This is a genomic window from Parasegetibacter sp. NRK P23 (assembly GCF_023721715.1).
Classification (GTDB): domain Bacteria; phylum Bacteroidota; class Bacteroidia; order Chitinophagales; family Chitinophagaceae; genus Parasegetibacter.
Genome location: NZ_JAMDLG010000001.1, coordinates 745,050 through 764,597 on the forward strand (window position 1 = coordinate 745,050; position 19,548 = coordinate 764,597).

Sequence of the window (19,548 nt, forward strand, 5' to 3'; positions counted from 1 at the left end):
ATACTTTTAAGCCTTCTGCCTGCATTCTTCAATGATCTGGTCCACTCTTTCCCTGGTAAGGTGCTCGCGGTAATGTTTGCCCAGCTGCATCATGGGGGCGTACCCGCAAGCGCCGAGGCATTCCGCCGGTTTCAGGGTGAATAGACCGTCTGCCGTGGTTTCACCGGGACCAATACCCAGTTTCTCCTTGATATAAGCAATGATATCATCGCTGCCACTGATCATACAGGGACCGGTGATACATACTTCCAATACGTTTTTCCCTACGGGTTTCAGGTTGAACATGGTGTAAAAGGTAGCCACCTCGTACACTTCAATCGGCGTGATGCCCAGTAACTCAGCTACGTAATCCATTACAGGCGCATCCAGCCAGCCGCCGGCTTCCTCCTGTGCAAGATGCAACAGCGGTATCAACGCGCTCTTCTGCTTTCCCTCCGGATACCGGTTGATGATCTCCTGAACCTTTTCCAACTTTTCGGGTGAAAATTTCATCCGTTGTTATTTTAAATCTGTTATTGCTCTTCTAAGTTATGCGTCCAATTCCCCGGCGATCAGGTTCAGACTACTCATCGTCATTACCGCGTCGGCCAGTTGTCCACCCTTAATCAGTTCGGGATAGGCCTGGTAGTAAATGAAGCAGGGCCTTCTGAAATGCAGTCTGAACGGCGCTCTTCCCCCATCGCTGATGAGGTAGAACCCGAGTTCTCCGTTTCCGCCTTCCACAGAATGGTACACTTCCCCTTTCGGCATATCGATCTCTCCCATGATGATTTTGAAGTGCCAGATCAGTGCTTCCATCTTCGTATAAACATCCTTTTTCTCCGGGAGATAGTATTCAGGCACATCAGCGTGATATACTTCCGCCTCAGCACCTTTGAACTCCTGCACTTTCTGGTAGGCCTGTTTGATGATCTCCAGGCTTTGCCACATTTCCTGGCTGCGCACCAGCCAGCGGTCGTAGTTATCACCAGTGGTTCCAACAGGTATCTTGAAATCGAAGTCTTCGTAAGAGGAATAAGGTTTGGCCACGCGCACATCGTAATCCACGCCTGCGGCACGCAGGTTCGGGCCCGTGAAACCGTAGTTGAGGGCGCGTTCGGCACTGATGGCGCCGGTGCCCATCAACCTTTCCATAAAGATCCTGTTGCGGAGGAAGAGTCCTTCGAACTCCTTCAGTACAACGGGATATTCTTTCAGGAATTTTTCAATTTTTTCGAAGGCGGTATTGGTGAAGTTCCTTTCAAAACCACCGATGCGACCAATATTGGTAGTGAGACGGGAGCCGCACACTTCTTCGTAAATTTCATATACCAGTTCACGGTACTGCATTACGTAGAGGAACCCGGTAAACGCACCGGAGTCCACGCCCACAATGGAGTTGCAGATCAGGTGATCGGTAATACGCGAGAGTTCCATCAGGATCACGCGGAGGTAATCCACGCGCTTGGGTGTTTTCACGCCCAGCAATTTCTCACAGGTGGTGTGCCAGCCCATGTTGTTGATGGGGGCGGAACAATAGTTGAGGCGATCGGTAAGCGGGGTGATCTGGTACAGGGGGCGGCGCTCGGCGATCTTTTCGAAGGCGCGGTGGATGTACCCGATGGTTTGTTCGGTAGAAACAACCCTTTCACCATCCAGTTCAAGGATATTCTGCATAACCCCGTGCGTGGCCGGGTGCGTGGGCCCCAGGTTCAGCGTGGTGGTCTGCTTTTCGATCGAGCCTTCCGGCAGTTTTATATGTTGTTCAGACATTACTGTCTATTGTTTTTTTATTGAATACTATTGAAATATTTCTCCCCTTCCGAACATTTCATCATCCTTATCGATCCTGGACTGGTCTTCCAGCGGAAACTCTTTCCGCAACGGGAAATAGTCCATTTCATCCACATTCAGGATACGGATCAGGTTGGGATGACCAATAAAGTTGATCCCGTAGAAATCGTATGTTTCCCGCTCCATCCAGTTGGCCGTGGAGAACAAGGCCGTCGCGCTGAAAACATCGGGCTGCGCCACGGATGTAAATACTTTAAAACGAAGGCGCACGTTGGCTTCCAGGTTGTGCAGGTGGTAAACCACCGCCAGTTCCCTCCCTTCATTATCGGGATAGTGCACCCCGCAGAGATCGGTCATGAACCTGAACTTCAGCGTTTCATCATCGTAAAGAAACTGGAGCACTTTCAGGTTCAGGTCTTTCGGCGACTCAAAACTGAGCATATCGAAGGATTCTTCGAAGCCTGTTACCTGCTCTCCGAACTTCTCGACAAGTCTTTCCCGGATGTATTCGTTTGTGATTTCCATTTCAAAAGCGTTATTCAATTCCGTAACTGTTCATCAAAGCCTTGTACCTGTCGCTGTTCCTTCTTCTCAGGCTCTCGTTCCCCACCAGGTCCTGGATTTTCATAAAACCATCCAGAATTGCTTCGGGGCGCGGAGGACAACCGGGCACATACACATCCACGGGAACCACCTGGTCGATGCCCTGCAATACGGAGTAGGTATCAAATATTCCTCCGGAAGAGGCGCAGGCTCCAACGGCGATCACCCAACGCGGCTCAGCCATTTGCAGGTAAACCTGTTTCACCACGGGACCCATCTTTTTAGCGATGGTGCCCATCACCATTAAGAGATCGCACTGACGCGGAGAGAACCCCACCCTTTCCGCTCCGAAACGCGCGAGATCGTAGTGCGAGGCCATGGTGGCCATGAACTCAATACCGCAGCAGGAAGTTGCGAAAGGCAGGGGCCAGATGGAATTTTTCCGGGCCAGGCCCACCACTTTATCCAGGTTGGTCGCAAAGAATCCTTCGCCCATAAGGCCTTCTGGACCTTCCTTCACCAACTTTACATCACCATTGATATTAAATCGAACCGGACGTGCCATAATCAATATGTTTTATCTACCTGGTAAAACCCCTGAAATGCAATAGTGTTCAGCCTTCTCTGTTAATCCTCCCACTGAAGGGCGCCTTTCTTCACGATATAGAAGAACCCGGCCAGAAAGAATCCCACGAACATCAGTACGGCGGCGAAGCCATGCCAACCCAACTCCCTGAAATTCACAGCGTAAGGATAAAAGAAAATCACTTCAACATCGAACAATACAAAAAGGATCGCTACCAGGAAATATTTGATGGCCATGGGCTGTCTTGCGTTGCCCTGGCTCTCGATGCCACTCTCGAAGTTGCTGAGCTTATCGGATGTTTTGCGTTTTGGACCTAAAAGATGGGTGGCTCCAAGCGTTATTGCCACAAAAAGAATAGCAAAAAGGAATTGGATACCGATTGGGAAATAGTTCACTGCATTGTTTACATCCGCTGCAGCCCCTACGGTTTGGGCCTGCAAAAATATTGGGTCCATGGTACTTTGAATTGCTCCAACGGCAAAAATAGTATACGAATCATTAAAAACCATGTGAATAAGAAAATAATAAGCCGGTAAACAGATTGTGGAAGAAAAGTTTCCCGGTCCATTGTGCAACATTAAACATATTCGCTTTTTATTAATGCAAAATAAGCAGAACAACAACGGGATGAACATCAAAACTAAATCAGGACCATATCGGTTCCCGATATTAGAAAAAGATTAGACTTAAAAAGAAAGGGGTGCATCCTGATGACACACCCCTTTGTAAAAGAATATTGTTACCGGCTATTTCCCGGCGGCGGGTTTCGTTTGCGTTTTTGGCGCGGAAAGTTGCTTTTGAAGCACTTCTTTCAATCGTTTTGCATCCGCGTTATTGGGGTCCACACCCAGGATTTTGTCGAAATACCCGATTGCGGCCTCTTTATCTTTCAAAACGTTAGCGTTGTAAGCAGCCATATAACCGTATGCGGTAATCAATGTATTCTTGTTGTTGGCCACATCTTTTTCGGCTACCTCAATAAATTTCGTGAAATGCGGAAGTGGCTTTCCGTTCTCTCCTGTTGTATCCTGAATCAGCTCTATCCTGCCGAGCCAGTAGTGGCCGTAAGTTTCCTCCGGATACTGGGTAGCGTAAGAACCGAACATAACGCGGGCGGAATCATACTCCTGTGCTTTTACGAAAGCATACCCTGTATAGAAGAGGTCCTGTTTTGTGGGATTTCTGTTGAAGCGGTAGGCCTTACCTTTCCAGGCGGCGGCTTCTTTCAGCATGCCTTTTTTATCCAGCAGGGTAGCCAGTTTATCGGCGGTTTCCTGTTTGGTGGCGAAACTGGTATCCATTTCAACGGCTTTATCCAGACTGGCCATAGCTTCCGTGATACGATCCGGGAACCTCAGCAGCAGGTTACCCTGCAGTTCGTAATCACCGGGCAATACCATATCAGCGGGCGCCACTTTCAGGAATTCCTGGATTTTTGCCAGCGCCTGAACTGAGTCGCCAAGGGCATCATAGCTGTACGCGATGAGGCGGTGGTATTTGGGGTTGGCGGCGGCACCTTGTGCGGCCAGTGTAGCTTTAGCCTTATCGATCGCCTCCTGGTATTTGCGGGCGGCGAAGAACACTGAAGTACGCTCATATTCAAGTTCAGGAGTCTGATCTGTATTGGCAGCGTATTTATCCAGGTATTCGATGGCCTTGTTCACATCCCTGTTGTAGTAATCGAAGTAGAGTTCACGGTATCCGGGTGCGAAAGCCGGGTCTACCTGAATGGATTCTTCAAATGCGGGCAGGTATATCTCTCTGTTCTTCTGGCTTTGGTATACTTTTCCGGTGTAATATTTGGCGGCCGCGTACTTTGGGTCCGTTGTAAAGGCCCTGGAATAAGCGGTTACCGCTCCGCCGCCATCGGCGATTTTACGGTGGGCATTGCCCAGGTTAATAAACACTTCCGGATCTTTAAATCCTTTCACGGTGGTGGCAAGGTTCAGCTTTTCAATAGCATAGGCAGCATCTCCGGCAGGCGCTTCCGCATTGGCTTTGCCCACCGCGCTGAGTACATCAATATTTTTGCTCTTGGTGGCATTGATGGCCAGGTCGAAACGCTGACGGGCATCCGCGGCTTTGTTCTCCAGCAATTCAATATGCCCCATTCCCACCAGCAACAACGGTGCGCTGCCATTGGCTTCAAGCCCTTTACGGTATACTTCTTTGGCACCGTTCACATCTTTCAGTTCAATCAGCGTCTGCCCCAGCCAGTAGGCTGCTTCCTGGTTTCCAGGCTTGTCGGCCAATGCTTTTTCGAAAGCTTCTTTTGCGCTTCTGAAACGCTCGTAATAAAAAAACTTCTTTCCCTGCTCCACGGTTTGCGCCAATAATGCCTGGCTTGCCAGCAGCGCCATTACCAGAAAACTTGCTCTCGCTCTCATTGCTTGTTTAATGTTTTAGTGAGTGTGTGATGGTTGAAATGGTGACTTGATTTGATGCGGTCGTAAATTAAATGATTTGCGAATTATTCTGAAACATTTGCCTTGCGGATGGTAAAATTCATCTTACCGGGCCATAAATATGCCCTTCTGAAAACAAGCTGCCCCCGCTCGTAGGCAAGAAAATTGGCGAATCCGCGACCTAATCCTACATAATTCTCTTTTACTATATAATACAAACCCCGTACCATAGGATAGCGCCGTGTAGCAATGTTCGCCTGGTAAGGCTTTACATAACCACCGTCCAGCTTACTCTGTATGGAAGCGACCTTTACTTTTTCCAGGAAACTCACCTGCTGGGCATCTTCTTTGTTGCCGATCCAGCTTACCCCGATAAAGCCCATGGCGTTAGGGGTTTTCGACACATAGTCGATCACCTCTTCACTTGTTTTGGCCGCCATTACTTTGTCTGTAAGTTTTTCTCCTTTCAGGATAGAGTCCATGGCGTACCGGACATTGCTCGTGGCCGAGAGCCCGTCAAATACCATCTGGTAGGGCAATGGAGATGTACCTTTCAGCATATCCCTGATCTCCTCCATGGTAAACACGGAGTCTTTCGCTGCATTGTTTAGGATCACGGCAAGCGCATCAAAAGCCACGCGATCCCATACCGGCTTAATTTTGAGCGTATCCAGGTAGTAGGCTTCCTCTTTGGGGCTCAGTCCGCGGGTAACAATCACCATCCTGATGCTGTCTACCAGCATATCTTTCATACAATCGGCCTCACTTTTATAGTGCGCGATGATCCTGGCGTTAGGGTTGGACGACTCATACACCCTGATCTGCGAATCGATGATGGGTTTAAAAGACTCATCCACGCTGATGTGAATGGTGCCATTCTGCGGATCGTCACCAGTAAAATCAGCTTTTTTCTGCGGTGCGCCGCAGGCCGCGAGCAACAGGAGGAAGGCTACCGCCTGCATACTTAACATATAGTTTCTGCCTTTCATCGTATTATTCTTCAGTACCAGCATTGTCTTCTTTATAAGATTTTATTCCCCTGAAAATGCGCCATATTCCATACAGCAGGATCAGCGCCGCGAAGGGCAGCACTGTTCCTTCGGGAAGAAATGACAGGTCGAGCCCCAGTTTCTCCCTGAAAAACATAGCCATTGCGCACACGATAATCACCACCCCCATTACCGTCTCCCGAATCGTGCCGAGTGACGGCCCTGTTTTTCTGCTCCGATGGTCAAATTCTTTCATTGTTCCCTTTCATTTATATTGCTTATCCCTGCCAAACGCACTTTTCATATCCTGGTTTACAAAGAGGGCAAGTTAGGAAATTTCATGCTGAAACCTGAACAGTGAAATCACCTACCAGACAAGTTAGAGCCTGAAAAAAAGATTTTCCATACCTCAGGTCCTAAATTAACACCTTTATAGTATGCCCTCCCTGCCCTACTTTTGCAAGATGAACCGGGCAGGGAGTAGGTTGCGTGCGAAGAAATTTATGAAAACAAGGGAAGCATGAGAGTTTTAATGGTTTGTCTGGGCAATATCTGCCGGAGTCCGCTGGCTGAAGGAATACTGGCGCAAAAAGTACAGGAAAGGGGCTTGAACTGGGAAATCGACAGCGCCGGAACCAATGGCTACCATACCGGAGAGGCCCCACACCGGCTTTCCCAGAAAGTAGCCCGTCTGAATGGGATTGATATCAGCGCCCAGCGTTCAAGGATGTTCACGAAGGAAGACCTGCAAAGTTTCGATCTGATCTACGCGATGGCCACCGATGTGATCTTTTCCATGAAACGAATTGCCGGAAAGCATTTTGATGCAACGAAAGTAAAATTGCTACTGGATGAACTACATCCCGGTGAAAACATGGATGTTCCCGATCCCTGGTACGGCGAAGAATCCGGCTACCACGAAGTATTTAAAATGATTGACGAGGCCTGCGACGCAATTGTTGAAAGGCACTTATAACATAATGCCGGCTTATGCCGGGCAACCACGAACATGAAACCATCGATACCGCAAGGCACCAGAGATTTTGGACCAGAAACCGTCAGAAAAAGACAGTACATCTTTCAAACCATCAGGTCCGTGTTTGAACAATACGGCTTTCAGCCCCTGGAAACACCATCCATGGAAAACCTGGATACCCTGATGGGAAAGTACGGCGAGGAAGGCGACAAACTCATCTTTAAGATATTGAACAACGGGCTCGATAACCCGGCGAAAACGGCGCAGACACAGGAAGGCTTTTCTAAAATCCTGGAGGGCAAAAACACCAAAGTAATCACGGAACGTGCCCTCCGTTACGACCTTACCATTCCGTTCGCCAGGTATGTGGCCATGAACCACGCACAGTTGGTGATGCCCTTCAAACGCTACCAGATACAACCCGTATGGCGCGCCGACCGGCCCCAGAAAGGGAGGTACCGTGAATTCTACCAGTGCGATGCCGATGTGGTCGGCAGCAGGTCACTGCTGAACGAAGTCGAGCTTACCCTGATTTACGCCACCGTATTCCAGCGCTTAGGTATTCCCGTTGATATCCGCATCAACAACAGGAAAATCCTGGCGGCATTAGCAGCGGCCTGCGGCGGCTCGGAACAACTTACCGATATTACCGTAGCCATCGATAAACTCGATAAGATAGGGCTGGAAAAAGTGCAGGAAGAACTATTCACCCGCGGACTCACGCCACAACAGGTGGCAACCATCAGCGCCTACCTGGCTATTGATGGCAGCAATGCTGAAAAGATAAACGCATTGAAAGCATTATTGGGCAACGAGTCACTGGCACTTGAAGGCACCAATGAACTGACTTATATACTTTCCAATATCGCCCCCCTCCTCGGCGAAGAAAAAGCCCGTGTCACCATCGACTTTACACTGGCCCGCGGACTAAATTATTACACGGGCACTATTTACGAGGTTAAGGCCAATGGCGTGCAGATGGGCAGCATAGGTGGTGGCGGCCGTTATGATGACCTGACCGGGCTGTTTGGTGTACCCAATATTCCCGGGGTAGGGATTTCTTTCGGTGTGGACCGGATTTATGATGTAATGGAAGAGCTGGCGCTTTTCCCTGATTCTGTACTGGTATCCACCGAAGTACTTTTCTTCAACCTCGGAGACGCTGAGGTTACCGTAGCGCTGCAACTCAGTCACCAACTCCGGCAGGCCGGCATACGTTGCGAAATTTACCATGAACAGGCCAAGTTCAACAAGCAGTTTGGTTACGCGGAGAAAAAACAGATTCCGTATGTGGCCATCCTGGGAGAAAAGGAACTGACTGAAAAAACCATCAATATTAAAAACATGCATTCAGGAGAACAGCAAACCATCTCCTGGAGCGCGTTAGAAGAGTTCTTCCATAAATAGATTCCGGTTCATCAAAAATATTTTTAATTACTAATTTTTTTAGTATTTTTATACTAATCATTTTAGTAGTTAAAAATAATTTTATGGCCACCATTCATATTCCTTACGCCATGCCGGGCCTCAACGAATACCTCCTGGTGATCGCTCCGCCCGAGCATGTACGCAACCGAATTCAGCAGATCCGGGAAGATTTTCGTTTACTCACCGGGTATGATACTCCGGTACGACGGCCCCATATTACCTTATTGAAGTTTCACCAGCGGGAGATGGGAGAACACCGGTTACTGAACAAACTAAACAGTATAGCCCGGGCACAGGCTCCTGTAAAAATGGAGCTGTCGGGGTTCGGCAGTTTCCCTACCCATTCCATCTTTATCAAAGCGGATGGCGGGCACCGTTATACCGAACTGGTGAAGTCGTTCCGGGCGGCGCAATCCCTGATGAAAGCCGATCCTGAGAAGGAACCTCATTTTATGACGACACCGTTCATCAACATTGCCCGGAAACTCCTGCCCCACCAATATGAAAAAGGGTGGAACGTTTACCAGCACAAGCATTTTACTTCCCGGTTCATGGCAGACAATCTGCTTCTTTTGAAAAAGCGCGATGGAGAAAGGGCTTACCAGATCGTTCAGGCGCTTAAGTTGGAACATGCGCCTTTGGAAGTAAAGCAGGCAGTGTTGTTTTAGATTTCCACTACCCTATGATTGAAAATCAATAGGTCAGAAAAGGGCTGAAAGCCATAAGGTGGCTCCGCTTATTCTTTTTTGTTTTTTCGATTCGAGCAACCAAGGCTTGTAGAAGCTAAAGCCTTGCACTAAAGTGCATAGGCCGAGCTAGCACATTGAGACCGATCAAGCGTTCATTTGATTCAATAAATATATAACCCGGGCAATGCAGGCGCTGAGCGTCGCAGGAATCCCCGTTATCCCATAAGCATCCTTAATAAGAAGAGTGTGTATCAAATTCGATACACACTCTTCTTATAAGGTTTTATTTTAGTTTTTCTCTATCCTTTGCACAGGAGTTTTAATATCCGAACTTCTTTATCCTTATGCTCATTGAAGTTCGGCTTCAGAAGAAGCCTGAGAGCGCCTATTATTTTTCCATTTCTTTAAATCCCATCCTACACCGTTCCGGCTTCGGGAAGGTCACCTTTTGTTTCGCGCAAAGCCTTCAACTTCTTTTTACCGTAGCTTATTTTGGTGATCAGCACGAACAATACGGGCACTACGAATATCGCGAGCGTGGTAGCAGCGATCATTCCTCCAAACACCGTCCAGCCGATGGTTTTACGGGATTCTGCGGCAGCGCCGTTGGCGAAAGCCAGCGGAAGTACGCCAAGAATAAACGCAAGAGAGGTCATAACAATCGGGCGCAAACGAAGTTCAACCGCCTGGAGCGTGGCCTTCACCACTTCCATTCCACCATCTACTCTTTCTTTTGCGAATTCCACGATCAGGATGGCGTTTTTCGCTGCTAGTCCGATCAGGGTAATCAAACCGATCTGCGCATAAATATTGTTGCTGAGGTTGGGCAACAGGGTCAGCGTGATGATAGACCCCAATGCACCGATAGGTACGGCGAACAATACGGAGAATGGCACCGACCAGCTTTCATACAATGCAGCGAGGAAAAGGAACACGAAAACGATGGAGATGGCGAAGATGATCGCCTGCTGGTTACCGGCAGCAATCTCTTCCCGGCTCATACCGGAGAACTCATACCCGTATCCTGCCGGAAGCGCTTCAGCAGCCACTTCTTTAAGGGCCTGAATCGCCTGTCCGCTACTGAACCCGGGTTTAGGAGAACCGTTGATCTCAATGGCGCGGTATACGTTATAGTGCGACACCACAGCCGGAGCCTCTATTACTTTAGTAGTGATAAGCGAGCCCAAAGGAACCATGTTTCCCTGGCTGTTGCGCACATAAAACTTCTCCACACCAGCCAGCGAACTTCTATAGGTACTATCGGCCTGTAACATTACCCGGAAATTCCGCCCATACAGGTTAAAGTCATTTACATAAGAACTTCCGAGGTATGTCGACAATGTTCCGTACACATCAGAAACGGCCACGCCCAGTTTCTTCGCCTGCTCCTTATCCACGTCCACTTTGTAACTGGGTGTGCGGGCGTTGAAGAAGGTGTACGCCATTGCGATCTCCGGACGCTGGTTCAGTTTGGCCAGGAAGTTCTGCGCCACTTTCTCAAACTGCTGGATACTTTCTGTACTGCTTATCTGTTGTAATTCAAACGTAAACCCTGCCGTAGCACCCAAACCCGGAATCGCGGGCGGAGCAATCACCAACACGCGCGCCTCTTTGATATCGCTGGTTGCGGCCCTGATCTTGTTCATCACATCCTGGGCATGCATGCCTGCGCCTTTCCTTTCCTCCCAGGGTTTGAGGTTAACGAACACAGTTCCCGCGTTTGATTTATTGGAGAAACTGATGATGTTCAATCCTGCCAAACCACCCGCAACCCTTACTTCCGGAATCTTTTCGACCCGTGCGATAATATCTTTCAGCATCGCGACGCTCCTGGTAGTGGATGTAGCTTCAGGCATTTCATAAGTAACCAGCACACGCCCTTCATCTTCAGTAGGGATAAAGCCCGAGGGTTTGTTCTTGAAAAGGAAGAATAACCCAACGAACAACACCACCATCATGATTAATACATACGGCGTTGCCCTGATCCATTTCCCTACACCTCTCGTGTATCCCCGTGTAAGGTTGCCGAACCTTTTATTGAAACCGGCAAAGAATTTATCAAGCAGGTTCTTTTTATCACCTTCCTGCTTGGAGGGCTTCAGCATGAGAATACAAAGCGCAGGCGTAAGCGACAATGCCACAAAAGCGGAGATGATCACAGACACCGCAATGGTGATCGCAAACTGCTGGTAAAGCCGCCCTACTATACCTGGGATAAAGCCCACCGGAACGAATACCGCGGCCAGGATCAAGGCAATCGCGATCACCGGACCAGAAATTTCTTTCATTGCCTTTCGGGTGGCATCACGGGGTGAAAGCTTCTCGTGGTCTATGTTGTGCTGCACGGCTTCCACCACCACGATCGCGTCATCCACCACAATACCGATGGCCAGTACAAACGCAAAGAGGGTAAGCGTGTTAATCGTAAATCCAAGCGGTCCAAAGAGAATAAATGTACCGATCAGGGAAACCGGAATTGCCAATACGGGAATGAGTGTGGCCCTCCAGCTTTGAAGGAACAGGAACACCACCACTACTACGAGTACCAACGCCTCCAGTAAGGTGTGCATCACCTCATTGATGGATGCCTTTACAACGGAAACCGTTTCCAGCGGAATCAGGTAATCAATATCCCGGGGAAAGGTCTTCTTCATTTCCGTGAGCGCCTTCATGATTCCCTCATAGGTATCCAGCGCATTTGCGCCAGGTGCCTGGTAAATGAGCAGGAAAGCCGCCGGCTTGCCGTTTGCGAACGAATTAATGCTGTAATCGAACCTTCCCAGTTCAACCCTCGCCACATCCCGGAGGTACACAATGCTTCCGTCGGCCGGTCGGGTACGCACAATGATGTTTTCGAATTCTTCTTTGGTGCTGATGCGGCTGTTCGTTAACACGCTGTATTCGAACGCCTGCGTACCGGGCTGGGGATTACCGCCTACAGTACCACCGGCCACCTGGAGGTTCTGCTCCTGCAACGCCGCGTTCACTTCTGCCGGCGTCATGCCGAGTGCAGCCATTTTCTCGGGATTCAGCCATATCCTCATACCGAAATCATCGGCACGCGACAACACATCTCCCACCCCTTTTACCCGCTGTATGGCATCCTTCACATACAGGTTAACATAGTTTCCGATAAAGTTAGCGTCCCTTGTGCCATTGGGAGAATAAAACGCAAGGGCCACCATGATACTGGGATTTCTCTTGCGCACCGTAAGTCCCAACCGCTTCACCGCATCCGGCAAAGTAGGTTCAGCCACACTCACTCTGTTCTGCACATCCAGCGTCGCGATGTTGATGTCGGTTCCCACCTCAAAGTTCACGGTAATACTGCTCTGACCGCTACTTGTGCTGTTACTGCTCATGTACGTCATGCCGGGCGTACCATTCACCTGCGTCTCAATAGGCGTGGTGGTGGTTTGTTCCACGGTCTGCGCATCGGCTCCTGTAAAGTTTCCGTTGATAGAAACAGTGGGCGGAGAAATATCCGGGTACTGTGCCACCGGCAGGTTGATCAAAGAAATTACCCCGACCAGTACAATCACGATGGATACCACGATCGCGGTGACGGGTCTTTTTATAAATACATCTGCTATCATTTGAATTGCTCTTTTCGTTGAAACTTCTGATCGTTATTTTTTAGGAGCGGCCCCGGGTTGTTCGGTGGTGATCACACTTCCTTCCCTCAGGTTCTGTACGCCCTGCACCACGATCTTATCTCCTTTGCTCAATCCTTCCCTTACAAGAATATCCGTTCCTATTTGTTTGCCGAGCACTACTTTGCGCTGCGTTACTTTATTGCTGTCACCAACGGCATACACGAAGAATTCACCCAGCATTTCAGTGACGGCCTTATAAGGAATGGTTACACTTTCCGCTCCCGCACTGCTTTTTACGCGCACCGTACCGCTCATTCCAGCCTTCAGCATATTTTTCGCGTTCGGGAAAGAGAGTCTCATTTTTAAAGTACCCGTCTGCGGATCTACCGCTCTGTCGATCACGCTGATGGAACCGGGATAAGGATACACATCCGTTCCGAATGCAAGGGTGAAAGTGGAGTCAACGTTTTTTGTTCCCTGCAACTGCGTGAAACGGAATATTTCTTTCTGATCGATCGCGAAATCCACAGCGATGGGGTTGTCCGATGACACAACATTCAATACGGTTTGTCCAGCCACAACCGCGGTTCCGGTTTTCACCTGCGAGATACCGATGGTCCCATCAAAAGGTGCATAGATAGTTGAGAAGTTCACGTTCGATTGCAGGCTCTTTACATTGGCCTGTGCCGCGGCCACCTGTTTTTTTGCGGCCTCCAGTGCTGCATCGGCATAATCCACCTGCTGCTTGGCAATCGCATCTTTTTTATCCAGTTCATGGTATCGGTCAGCATCTTTCTGGGCTTTCACCAGGTTGGTTTCCTGCACTTGTAAATTGGCAATCGCCTGCTGAACGTTCGCACTGTACAATTGCGCGTCAATGGAATACAGCTTCTGTCCTTTCCTTACCCTGTCGCCATCTTTAAAAAAAATACCCGTAACATAACCACTCACCTGAGCACGCAGTTCCACCTGGTTTAACGCTACCACAGTGGCTGGGTATTCATCAAAATAGGCAACGTTCCCGGAAGTCACTTCCGCCACGGTAACCGGAACGGCTGGCGGCGGCCCCTGTTGTTGCTGCGCCTGCTTGTTCCCGCAGGATATGATAAACAGCAGGCTGCTGATACCTGCGAAAATCCGGATCTTATTCAATAACATATTATGGAAGTTTTAAGCATTAATAATTGATTTGGCCAAGCGCTTTCTTCATATCGACCTTACTGGCAAGCAGTTGATAAAGGGCATTGTAATAACTGATCTGTGAAGTTCTCAGGTCTGTTTCCGACGTAATCACCTCCAGATAGGTTTTGATACCGGACCTGTATTGCAACTGGATCACATCGTACACTTCCTGTGCGAGCGCCAGGTTTTCTTTCAAAGCCTGGTAGTTGGCAAGCGCTCCTTTATAACCGGCAATGGCCTGTGCATATTCGGCGTTGACGCTGTTTTTCAGGTTCACGATATCTTCTTCGGTCCGCTTCAGTTGCCATTCAGCCACCGCGATGTCCGCGTTTCTTTTTCCGCCCTGGAAGATGGGCCAGGTAAGGGACAGCGCCGCAAAGGAGTTGGGATAATTTACATTGTAAAGCTTACTGAACCGGTCGTTGAGGTAATTGAAATTATACGCCCCGTTCAACGATACATTCGGGAGAAAACTCCATTTATTGTACCTGATGTTCGCATCCTGCAGCCTGCGCTGTGTTTCCAATTGCCTGTATTCGATCCGGAGCCTGTAGTCGGGTAGCTGAAGTGTATCCGCAATGACCTCTTTCTCCATTTGAGCCACATCAGAGATGATTTTAATATCCTGTTCAGCAGGATAGCCCATCAGCAATTTGAGTACTTCTTTCTTCGCCTCCAGCAGTTCCATATTACTTTTCCGCAAAGCCTTTGTATTGTTCAATTGAATTGTGGCCCGTTTGAAATCTGTTTTGTCGGCCACACCTGCTTCATATTGGCTGGTCGCATCACGCAGACTCTTTTCGAGGCGAACGATGTTTTCATCGGCCACGCGAACCTGTTGCGCGGTGGCAAGCACATCATAATACGCTTTACTTACATTGGCGGCGATATCTATTTTACTGCTGCTCGTATTTTGGTTTGCCTGAAGTTGTACGTCTCCTTTGGAACGCAGTGCCAGTAAAGCGTCCCTGTTGAAAATATTCTGTGAAAGCGTGAACTGTAGCGCGGATACATTGTCAACACCCAGTTTCACGGGATTTCCACCGATGATGTTGGTCTGCACCTCAAAATTGTGCTGCAGGTTATAGTTGAAATTCACCCTCGGATACCAATCCGAAAGCCTGCTCTTAATCGTATAATTGGTGATCTGTTCATCAATCTTCGCCTGTTTCACCAAAGGTTGGTTTTCTATGGCAAAGGCGATACACTGTTCCAGTGAAAGTGAGTCCGACAACTGCGCCATTCCTGAAAGCGGCAACAGACACACCAAACACAGCGTTCTAACAACGTTTGATACTCTCATATAATTTAAAAAATAAAAAGTACGATGGCTTACAACCGGATGCCATCCCAAATGATGGCCAGAATATTGTTCACACTGTCCGGAGAAAATTCCCGCCGACCCGATACATGAACTTTGGCAGTAGTGGAGATCGCCCCCAGCACCACGGGTGCCACCAGGAAATACTCCATCTCTTTGACGACACCTTCTTCCATACCCGCTCGGATAAAGTTGAAAAAGTTGTCTATGAACACCTGTTTCGCTTCCAGGGTACGTTGCGCATAAGGTGAGTTGTTGTACTGATCCAGGAAATACAAAGCATCAGGATTAGTGATATAATAATGTAACAGCTTCCTGCATTCCTCAAAAAACTGGTCCCGGAAACTCAATGAAGTATCTCTCGCACCGAAAGCCACGTTTGAAAGTTCTTTGCAGATCAGCAGGTATATCTCCAACATCACATCATCCTTGCCCGGAAAATAATGGTAAATCGTTCCACACGCTACATTGGCATGCCTCGCAATCTGGCTCATGGGCGTACCATGAAAACCATGCTGCCGGATCAACTCCATCGCGCTGCGAAGGATCGCTTCTTTTTTACCCGCTATTTCCGATTGAACGTTCATTCGGTCGGCAAGTTACATTGAATTTCAACTCCACGAAATATTTTTTCTGCTTAATTATCATGACGTACTGTTTCATTTTGCTAAATTATTTAGTATTTTTGAACTGATCAAAAAGAAAAACACGGTTTGCTATCCGTTTTTTCACTGTTTCGTGCCGTCCCAAATTTCTGTTTACTTACCAGCCCCGTCAATCCCCAAATAAGGTTAATCATTGTCAAATTCGTGCATTATGGATGAGATTATTAAGGGGCGCGGTGCCCAGATCAATACACCAAACAGGTTTCACAGGCATAGTCTTGAAAAGGAACATGTGGAAGGAATCGATGAATGGGAGGAACCCGGCGTTAAAACGGTGTTCCTGGAACAACACGCCAAATCGCTGGTAAATAAAGTGGAAAGTCCGGATGTGGGCATGTTTTACTCCATGAATCCTTACCAGGGTTGCGAGCACGGCTGCATTTATTGTTATGCCCGCAACAGCCACGAGTACCTGGGATTCAGCGCGGGACTGGATTTTGAAAGCAAGATCATGGTTAAAAAAAACGCACCAGAACTGCTGCGGAAGTTCCTGCTCCATCCCAAATGGAAATCCGTTCCCATATCATTGAGTGGTAATACAGATTGCTATCAACCCGCGGAGCAGAAATTTGGCATCACCCGTAAACTGCTGGAAGTGTGCGACAGCTTTCACCAACCGGTGGGCATCATCACCAAAAATGCGGGCATATTAAGGGACAAGGAACTACTGGCGAAGATGGGCAAAAGAAACCTGGTTTCCGTGCTTGTTTCCATTACTTCTTTTGATGAGCAGTTAAGACTGGCCATGGAACCACGCACCACCACCGCATCCCAGCGGCTGAGGGTGATACGGGAACTTTCCGCGGCGGGCATCAGAACAGGTGTGATGCTTGGCCCCATGATCCCAGGACTCAATGAGCATGAAATGCAACGCATCATGAAAGCCGCATCGGAAGCGGGGGCTGTTTTCTCCGCCTACACTTTTATCCGGTTGAATGGCGCCATCAAACTACTTTTTCACGATTGGCTCTATAAACACTTCCCAGACCGGGGAGATAAAGTATGGCACCTGATCGAAAACGGGCATGGCGGGCAGGTGAACGATTCCCGGTATGGCGTGCGGATGCGTGGCGAGGGCAATATCGCCGAACTCGTGGCGATGCAATACAGGAAATACATTCAAAAGTATGGTCTGGACCGCGAACGATGGGAACTGGATGCCAGCAGCTTCCGTCCTCCGGGAAGCCAGCTTTCGCTGGGACTCGATTTTTAAATGAGGATTTAGTTAAAAAGCGACTCTGCTTTTGCTACGGAATCCGGCTTTCCCACATCCATCCACCGGGAACCGGAATGATCGTATCCCTTTATAAGCTGGTGCGGCGCTATGTCAAGAAACGTTTCTACAATGGAGAATTTCCCGTTTTGCCTGATGTGTTGAAATACTTCCGGTTCATATACAGCGATGCCGCTGTACGCCTTCTCAAAATTAACGGGTGCATTTATAACAATCTTCTCTTCACCCGTGGCATTGTTCCGCCAACCGCACAACCGGCTATCCGCATCAAACAAAAAATTCCTGGAAGTAACCCGGTTGGTTACCGCCAATGTTACAACTGCTTCAGATGACTGGTGAAAGCGACACATCTCGTGCAGATTAAGATCGGTAAGTATATCGGCATTGATCGTGAGGAACCGTGTATGTTCCAGTAAAGGCTTTGCTTTCAGCAATCCGCCACCGGTTTCAAGCACGGCATCCTGTTCATCGGATATTTCAACATTGCTTCCCCAGCCGTTGTTCTCCTTCAGCGCAGCGATGATCTGATCCGCGAAATGGTGCACATTCACCACCACATCGGTAATACCGTAACCACGGAGGTATTCAATATTTCTTTGCAGTAAAGACTTGCCATTCACCGGTGCCAATGCTTTCGGGTGCTTGTCTGTCCAGGGTTTGAACCTGGTTCCCAGGCCGGCGGAAAAAATCAACGCTTTCATACTGTTATTTAACCTTCGTTTACCCAGGCTTTCGCATCCTGTACAAGGTGTTTCAGTTCAATCTTTACTTTGTACTTATTCCTCAGGTGCCTTGCCAGCGCATCGGCGGCATACACGCTCCGATGCTGACCACCGGTGCATCCAAAGCACACAGAAAGATTTTCAAATCCTCTTGCTAAATAATTTTCTACCGAGATATCCACCGTATTGTAAATATTATTCAGGAACTCAGTCATACGTGTACGTTGCTCCAGAAAATCTTTCACGCCTTTGTCTCGCCCCGTTTGCTTCTTGTATTCATCGATTCTTCCCGGATTCAGTATTCCCCTGCAATCGAAGACAAAACCTCCTCCGTTACTGGACTTATCTTCTGGAATCCCATTCCGGTATGAAAAACTGCAGATGTGCACGACCAGTGGCGTATCGTCTGTGGCCCTTATGGGCTCGAACCGGTTGATCACGGTTTCTTTTGTTACTTCAGCAAGTATCGTATCAAAAGTTGGCAGTACAATACCTATGGATTTATGTTGTAAGAACCATTTCAGGTTATTCAAGGCCAGCGGAATACTGGTAAGGAAATGTGCTTTCCTTTCAAACAGGCCACGGAAACCGTAAGCGCCCAATACCTGTAGCAGGCGCAGTAACACGTACCCGTTGTATTGACCAACAAAGGTGGTTCTGTCTAACGGAGCGGGCAGTAACTGATCCACTTCGTTCATGTATTCTTCCAGCAGTCCGGTTTTCCATTCATCGGGCAATTCCGCTTTGGCCTGCCATAATAGGGAAGCCACATCGTACTGAAGGGCGCCTTTCATACCGCCCTGGTAGTCGATAAAATGCGGTTCATTGTTCCGGATCATTACATTGCGGCTCTGGAAATCACGGAACATGAAATACTTGTGGCCCGTATAAGCGAGATAAGTGCTCAACGCCTCGAAATCTTCGATCAGTTTTTCCTTATCGTAAGGTATCTTCAACGTATCCAGAAAGTAATACTTGAAATACAGCAGATCGGCCATGATTGCCTGTTTCCCGAATTCCCGGGAGGTAATGCACATGGCATAATCAAAATCTTTTTCTCCCAAAATCTGCATCCTGGCGAGCGCTGAGAGGCTTTTCCGGAAGAGGTCGTATACATTGGAACTGTATTTTTCCTCTTCAATCTTATCCAGCAGGGAAACTGTTCCAAGGTCCTCCAGCAGGTAAATGTCTCTTCTATTATTCACGGCCAGTACTTCCGGAAGCGGGGCATTAATATTTCTGAAGTGCTCCGTAAAATACAGGAAAGTGTTGTTTTCCCTGATGTGCAGGTTGTGGCAGGCGATGCAGGTTCCTTCTTCACCATGCACGCGGAAATAGCGCCTGTCTGAGCCGGAGGGTGGTAACACCTCGATAGACACGGGCAATGCTCCTTTGCAGGATTGATAGAGTTCTTTTATGTCAGCAATGATATTTTCCAT

Annotated in this window: 18 protein-coding genes; 4 read left to right on the forward strand and 14 right to left on the reverse strand. The window is 48.5% G+C overall.

Annotated features, from left to right (window positions below; genetic code table 11):
* Nucleotides 1-6: 6 nt before the first annotated feature.
* The 8 genes from nuoE to M4J38_RS02990 form a co-directional block, all read right to left on the reverse strand.
* A complete protein-coding gene (nuoE, locus tag M4J38_RS02955) occupies nucleotides 7-492 on the reverse strand; it encodes an NAD(P)H-dependent oxidoreductase subunit E (protein WP_251758037.1) in 486 nt (161 codons plus the stop codon).
* Between the two features lie 36 nt (nucleotides 493-528).
* Nucleotides 529-1,752 carry an NADH-quinone oxidoreductase subunit D gene (locus M4J38_RS02960; RefSeq protein ID WP_251758038.1) on the reverse strand — a complete coding sequence of 408 codons (1,224 nt, stop codon included), beginning with the start codon at nucleotides 1,750-1,752 and terminating at the stop codon, nucleotides 529-531.
* Between the two features lie 27 nt (nucleotides 1,753-1,779).
* Nucleotides 1,780-2,298, reverse strand: a complete 519-nt coding sequence (locus M4J38_RS02965; RefSeq protein WP_251758039.1) for an NADH-quinone oxidoreductase subunit C — start codon at nucleotides 2,296-2,298, stop codon at nucleotides 1,780-1,782.
* Nucleotides 2,299-2,308: 10 nt separating this feature from the next.
* A complete protein-coding gene (locus M4J38_RS02970) occupies nucleotides 2,309-2,881 on the reverse strand; it encodes an NADH-quinone oxidoreductase subunit B (protein WP_251758040.1) in 573 nt (190 codons plus the stop codon).
* 62 nt (nucleotides 2,882-2,943) lie between these two features.
* Nucleotides 2,944-3,357, reverse strand: a complete 414-nt coding sequence (locus tag M4J38_RS02975; RefSeq protein WP_251758041.1) for an NADH-quinone oxidoreductase subunit A — start codon at nucleotides 3,355-3,357, stop codon at nucleotides 2,944-2,946.
* A gap of 291 nt (nucleotides 3,358-3,648) precedes the next feature.
* On the reverse strand, nucleotides 3,649-5,289 hold the full coding sequence (locus M4J38_RS02980) for a tetratricopeptide repeat protein (protein WP_251758042.1): 1,641 nt from the start codon (nucleotides 5,287-5,289) through the stop codon (nucleotides 3,649-3,651).
* 83 nt (nucleotides 5,290-5,372) lie between these two features.
* Nucleotides 5,373-6,320 carry a PstS family phosphate ABC transporter substrate-binding protein gene (locus tag M4J38_RS02985; protein ID WP_251758043.1) on the reverse strand — a complete coding sequence of 316 codons (948 nt, stop codon included), beginning with the start codon at nucleotides 6,318-6,320 and terminating at the stop codon, nucleotides 5,373-5,375.
* A complete protein-coding gene (locus tag M4J38_RS02990) occupies nucleotides 6,301-6,552 on the reverse strand; it encodes a hypothetical protein (RefSeq protein WP_251758044.1) in 252 nt (83 codons plus the stop codon). The genes M4J38_RS02985 and M4J38_RS02990 overlap by 20 nt, the downstream gene beginning before the upstream one ends.
* A 264-nt stretch (nucleotides 6,553-6,816) precedes the next feature.
* On the opposite strand from M4J38_RS02990, the gene M4J38_RS02995 reads away from it, so the two are divergent.
* The 3 genes from M4J38_RS02995 to M4J38_RS03005 all read left to right on the forward strand — a co-directional run bounded on the left by M4J38_RS02995 (nucleotide 6,817) and on the right by M4J38_RS03005 (nucleotide 9,368).
* The gene (locus M4J38_RS02995) at nucleotides 6,817-7,272 is read left to right on the forward strand and encodes a low molecular weight protein-tyrosine-phosphatase (RefSeq protein ID WP_251758045.1); all 456 of its coding nucleotides are present in this window, start codon (nucleotides 6,817-6,819) and stop codon (nucleotides 7,270-7,272) included.
* Between the two features lie 33 nt (nucleotides 7,273-7,305).
* A complete protein-coding gene (hisS, locus tag M4J38_RS03000; RefSeq protein ID WP_251758046.1) occupies nucleotides 7,306-8,679 on the forward strand; it encodes a histidine--tRNA ligase in 1,374 nt (457 codons plus the stop codon).
* 83 nt (nucleotides 8,680-8,762) lie between these two features.
* The gene (locus tag M4J38_RS03005) at nucleotides 8,763-9,368 is read left to right on the forward strand and encodes a 2'-5' RNA ligase family protein (RefSeq protein ID WP_251758047.1); all 606 of its coding nucleotides are present in this window, start codon (nucleotides 8,763-8,765) and stop codon (nucleotides 9,366-9,368) included.
* Nucleotides 9,369-9,805: 437 nt separating this feature from the next.
* On the opposite strand, the gene M4J38_RS03010 is transcribed toward M4J38_RS03005, so the two are convergent.
* Genes M4J38_RS03010 through M4J38_RS03025 form a run of 4 tightly spaced genes read right to left on the reverse strand, consistent with a single transcriptional unit; the run spans nucleotide 9,806 to nucleotide 16,075 of the window.
* The gene (locus M4J38_RS03010) at nucleotides 9,806-12,985 is read right to left on the reverse strand and encodes an efflux RND transporter permease subunit (RefSeq protein WP_251758048.1); all 3,180 of its coding nucleotides are present in this window, start codon (nucleotides 12,983-12,985) and stop codon (nucleotides 9,806-9,808) included.
* A 33-nt stretch (nucleotides 12,986-13,018) separates the two neighbouring features.
* Nucleotides 13,019-14,143, reverse strand: a complete 1,125-nt coding sequence (locus M4J38_RS03015; RefSeq protein ID WP_251758049.1) for an efflux RND transporter periplasmic adaptor subunit — start codon at nucleotides 14,141-14,143, stop codon at nucleotides 13,019-13,021.
* A gap of 19 nt (nucleotides 14,144-14,162) precedes the next feature.
* Nucleotides 14,163-15,470, reverse strand: coding sequence for a TolC family protein (locus M4J38_RS03020; RefSeq protein ID WP_251758050.1), 1,308 nt, complete (start codon nucleotides 15,468-15,470; stop codon nucleotides 14,163-14,165).
* Between the two features lie 29 nt (nucleotides 15,471-15,499).
* Nucleotides 15,500-16,075, reverse strand: a complete 576-nt coding sequence (locus tag M4J38_RS03025) for a TetR/AcrR family transcriptional regulator (protein ID WP_251758051.1) — start codon at nucleotides 16,073-16,075, stop codon at nucleotides 15,500-15,502.
* 229 nt (nucleotides 16,076-16,304) lie between these two features.
* On the opposite strand from M4J38_RS03025, the gene M4J38_RS03030 reads away from it, so the two are divergent.
* The gene (locus M4J38_RS03030; RefSeq protein ID WP_251758052.1) at nucleotides 16,305-17,366 is read left to right on the forward strand and encodes a PA0069 family radical SAM protein; all 1,062 of its coding nucleotides are present in this window, start codon (nucleotides 16,305-16,307) and stop codon (nucleotides 17,364-17,366) included.
* Nucleotides 17,367-17,374: 8 nt separating this feature from the next.
* Here the strand turns inward: M4J38_RS03030 and M4J38_RS03035 are convergent, their stop codons facing one another.
* Both M4J38_RS03035 and M4J38_RS03040 read right to left on the reverse strand, forming a co-directional pair.
* Nucleotides 17,375-18,088, reverse strand: a complete 714-nt coding sequence (locus M4J38_RS03035; RefSeq protein WP_251758053.1) for a nucleotidyltransferase family protein — start codon at nucleotides 18,086-18,088, stop codon at nucleotides 17,375-17,377.
* 8 nt (nucleotides 18,089-18,096) lie between these two features.
* Nucleotides 18,097-19,548, reverse strand: a complete 1,452-nt coding sequence (locus M4J38_RS03040) for a phosphotransferase (protein WP_251758054.1) — start codon at nucleotides 19,546-19,548, stop codon at nucleotides 18,097-18,099.

Bases quoted from the DNA above. Each gene is read 5' to 3' on its own strand.
- M4J38_RS03015 (WP_251758049.1), bottom strand. From the start codon at position 14,143: ATGTTATTGAATAAGATCCGGATTTTCGCAGGTATCAGCAGCCTGCTG.
- M4J38_RS02985 (WP_251758043.1), bottom strand. From the start codon at position 6,320: ATGCTGGTACTGAAGAATAATACGATGAAAGGCAGAAACTATATGTTA.
- M4J38_RS03005 (WP_251758047.1), top strand. From the start codon at position 8,763: ATGGCCACCATTCATATTCCTTACGCCATGCCGGGCCTCAACGAATAC.
- M4J38_RS03030 (WP_251758052.1), top strand. From the start codon at position 16,305: ATGGATGAGATTATTAAGGGGCGCGGTGCCCAGATCAATACACCAAAC.
- M4J38_RS03025 (WP_251758051.1), bottom strand. From the start codon at position 16,075: ATGAACGTTCAATCGGAAATAGCGGGTAAAAAAGAAGCGATCCTTCGC.
- M4J38_RS02970 (WP_251758040.1), bottom strand. From the start codon at position 2,881: ATGGCACGTCCGGTTCGATTTAATATCAATGGTGATGTAAAGTTGGTG.
- M4J38_RS02980 (WP_251758042.1), bottom strand. From the start codon at position 5,289: ATGAGAGCGAGAGCAAGTTTTCTGGTAATGGCGCTGCTGGCAAGCCAG.
- M4J38_RS03040 (WP_251758054.1), bottom strand. From the start codon at position 19,548: ATGGAAAATATCATTGCTGACATAAAAGAACTCTATCAATCCTGCAAA.
- M4J38_RS03010 (WP_251758048.1), bottom strand. From the start codon at position 12,985: ATGATAGCAGATGTATTTATAAAAAGACCCGTCACCGCGATCGTGGTA.
- M4J38_RS02965 (WP_251758039.1), bottom strand. From the start codon at position 2,298: ATGGAAATCACAAACGAATACATCCGGGAAAGACTTGTCGAGAAGTTC.
- M4J38_RS03020 (WP_251758050.1), bottom strand. From the start codon at position 15,470: ATGAGAGTATCAAACGTTGTTAGAACGCTGTGTTTGGTGTGTCTGTTG.
- hisS (WP_251758046.1), top strand. From the start codon at position 7,306: ATGAAACCATCGATACCGCAAGGCACCAGAGATTTTGGACCAGAAACC.
- M4J38_RS02990 (WP_251758044.1), bottom strand. From the start codon at position 6,552: ATGAAAGAATTTGACCATCGGAGCAGAAAAACAGGGCCGTCACTCGGC.
- nuoE (WP_251758037.1), bottom strand. From the start codon at position 492: ATGAAATTTTCACCCGAAAAGTTGGAAAAGGTTCAGGAGATCATCAAC.
- M4J38_RS02995 (WP_251758045.1), top strand. From the start codon at position 6,817: ATGAGAGTTTTAATGGTTTGTCTGGGCAATATCTGCCGGAGTCCGCTG.
- M4J38_RS03035 (WP_251758053.1), bottom strand. From the start codon at position 18,088: ATGAAAGCGTTGATTTTTTCCGCCGGCCTGGGAACCAGGTTCAAACCC.
- M4J38_RS02960 (WP_251758038.1), bottom strand. From the start codon at position 1,752: ATGTCTGAACAACATATAAAACTGCCGGAAGGCTCGATCGAAAAGCAG.
- M4J38_RS02975 (WP_251758041.1), bottom strand. From the start codon at position 3,357: ATGGACCCAATATTTTTGCAGGCCCAAACCGTAGGGGCTGCAGCGGAT.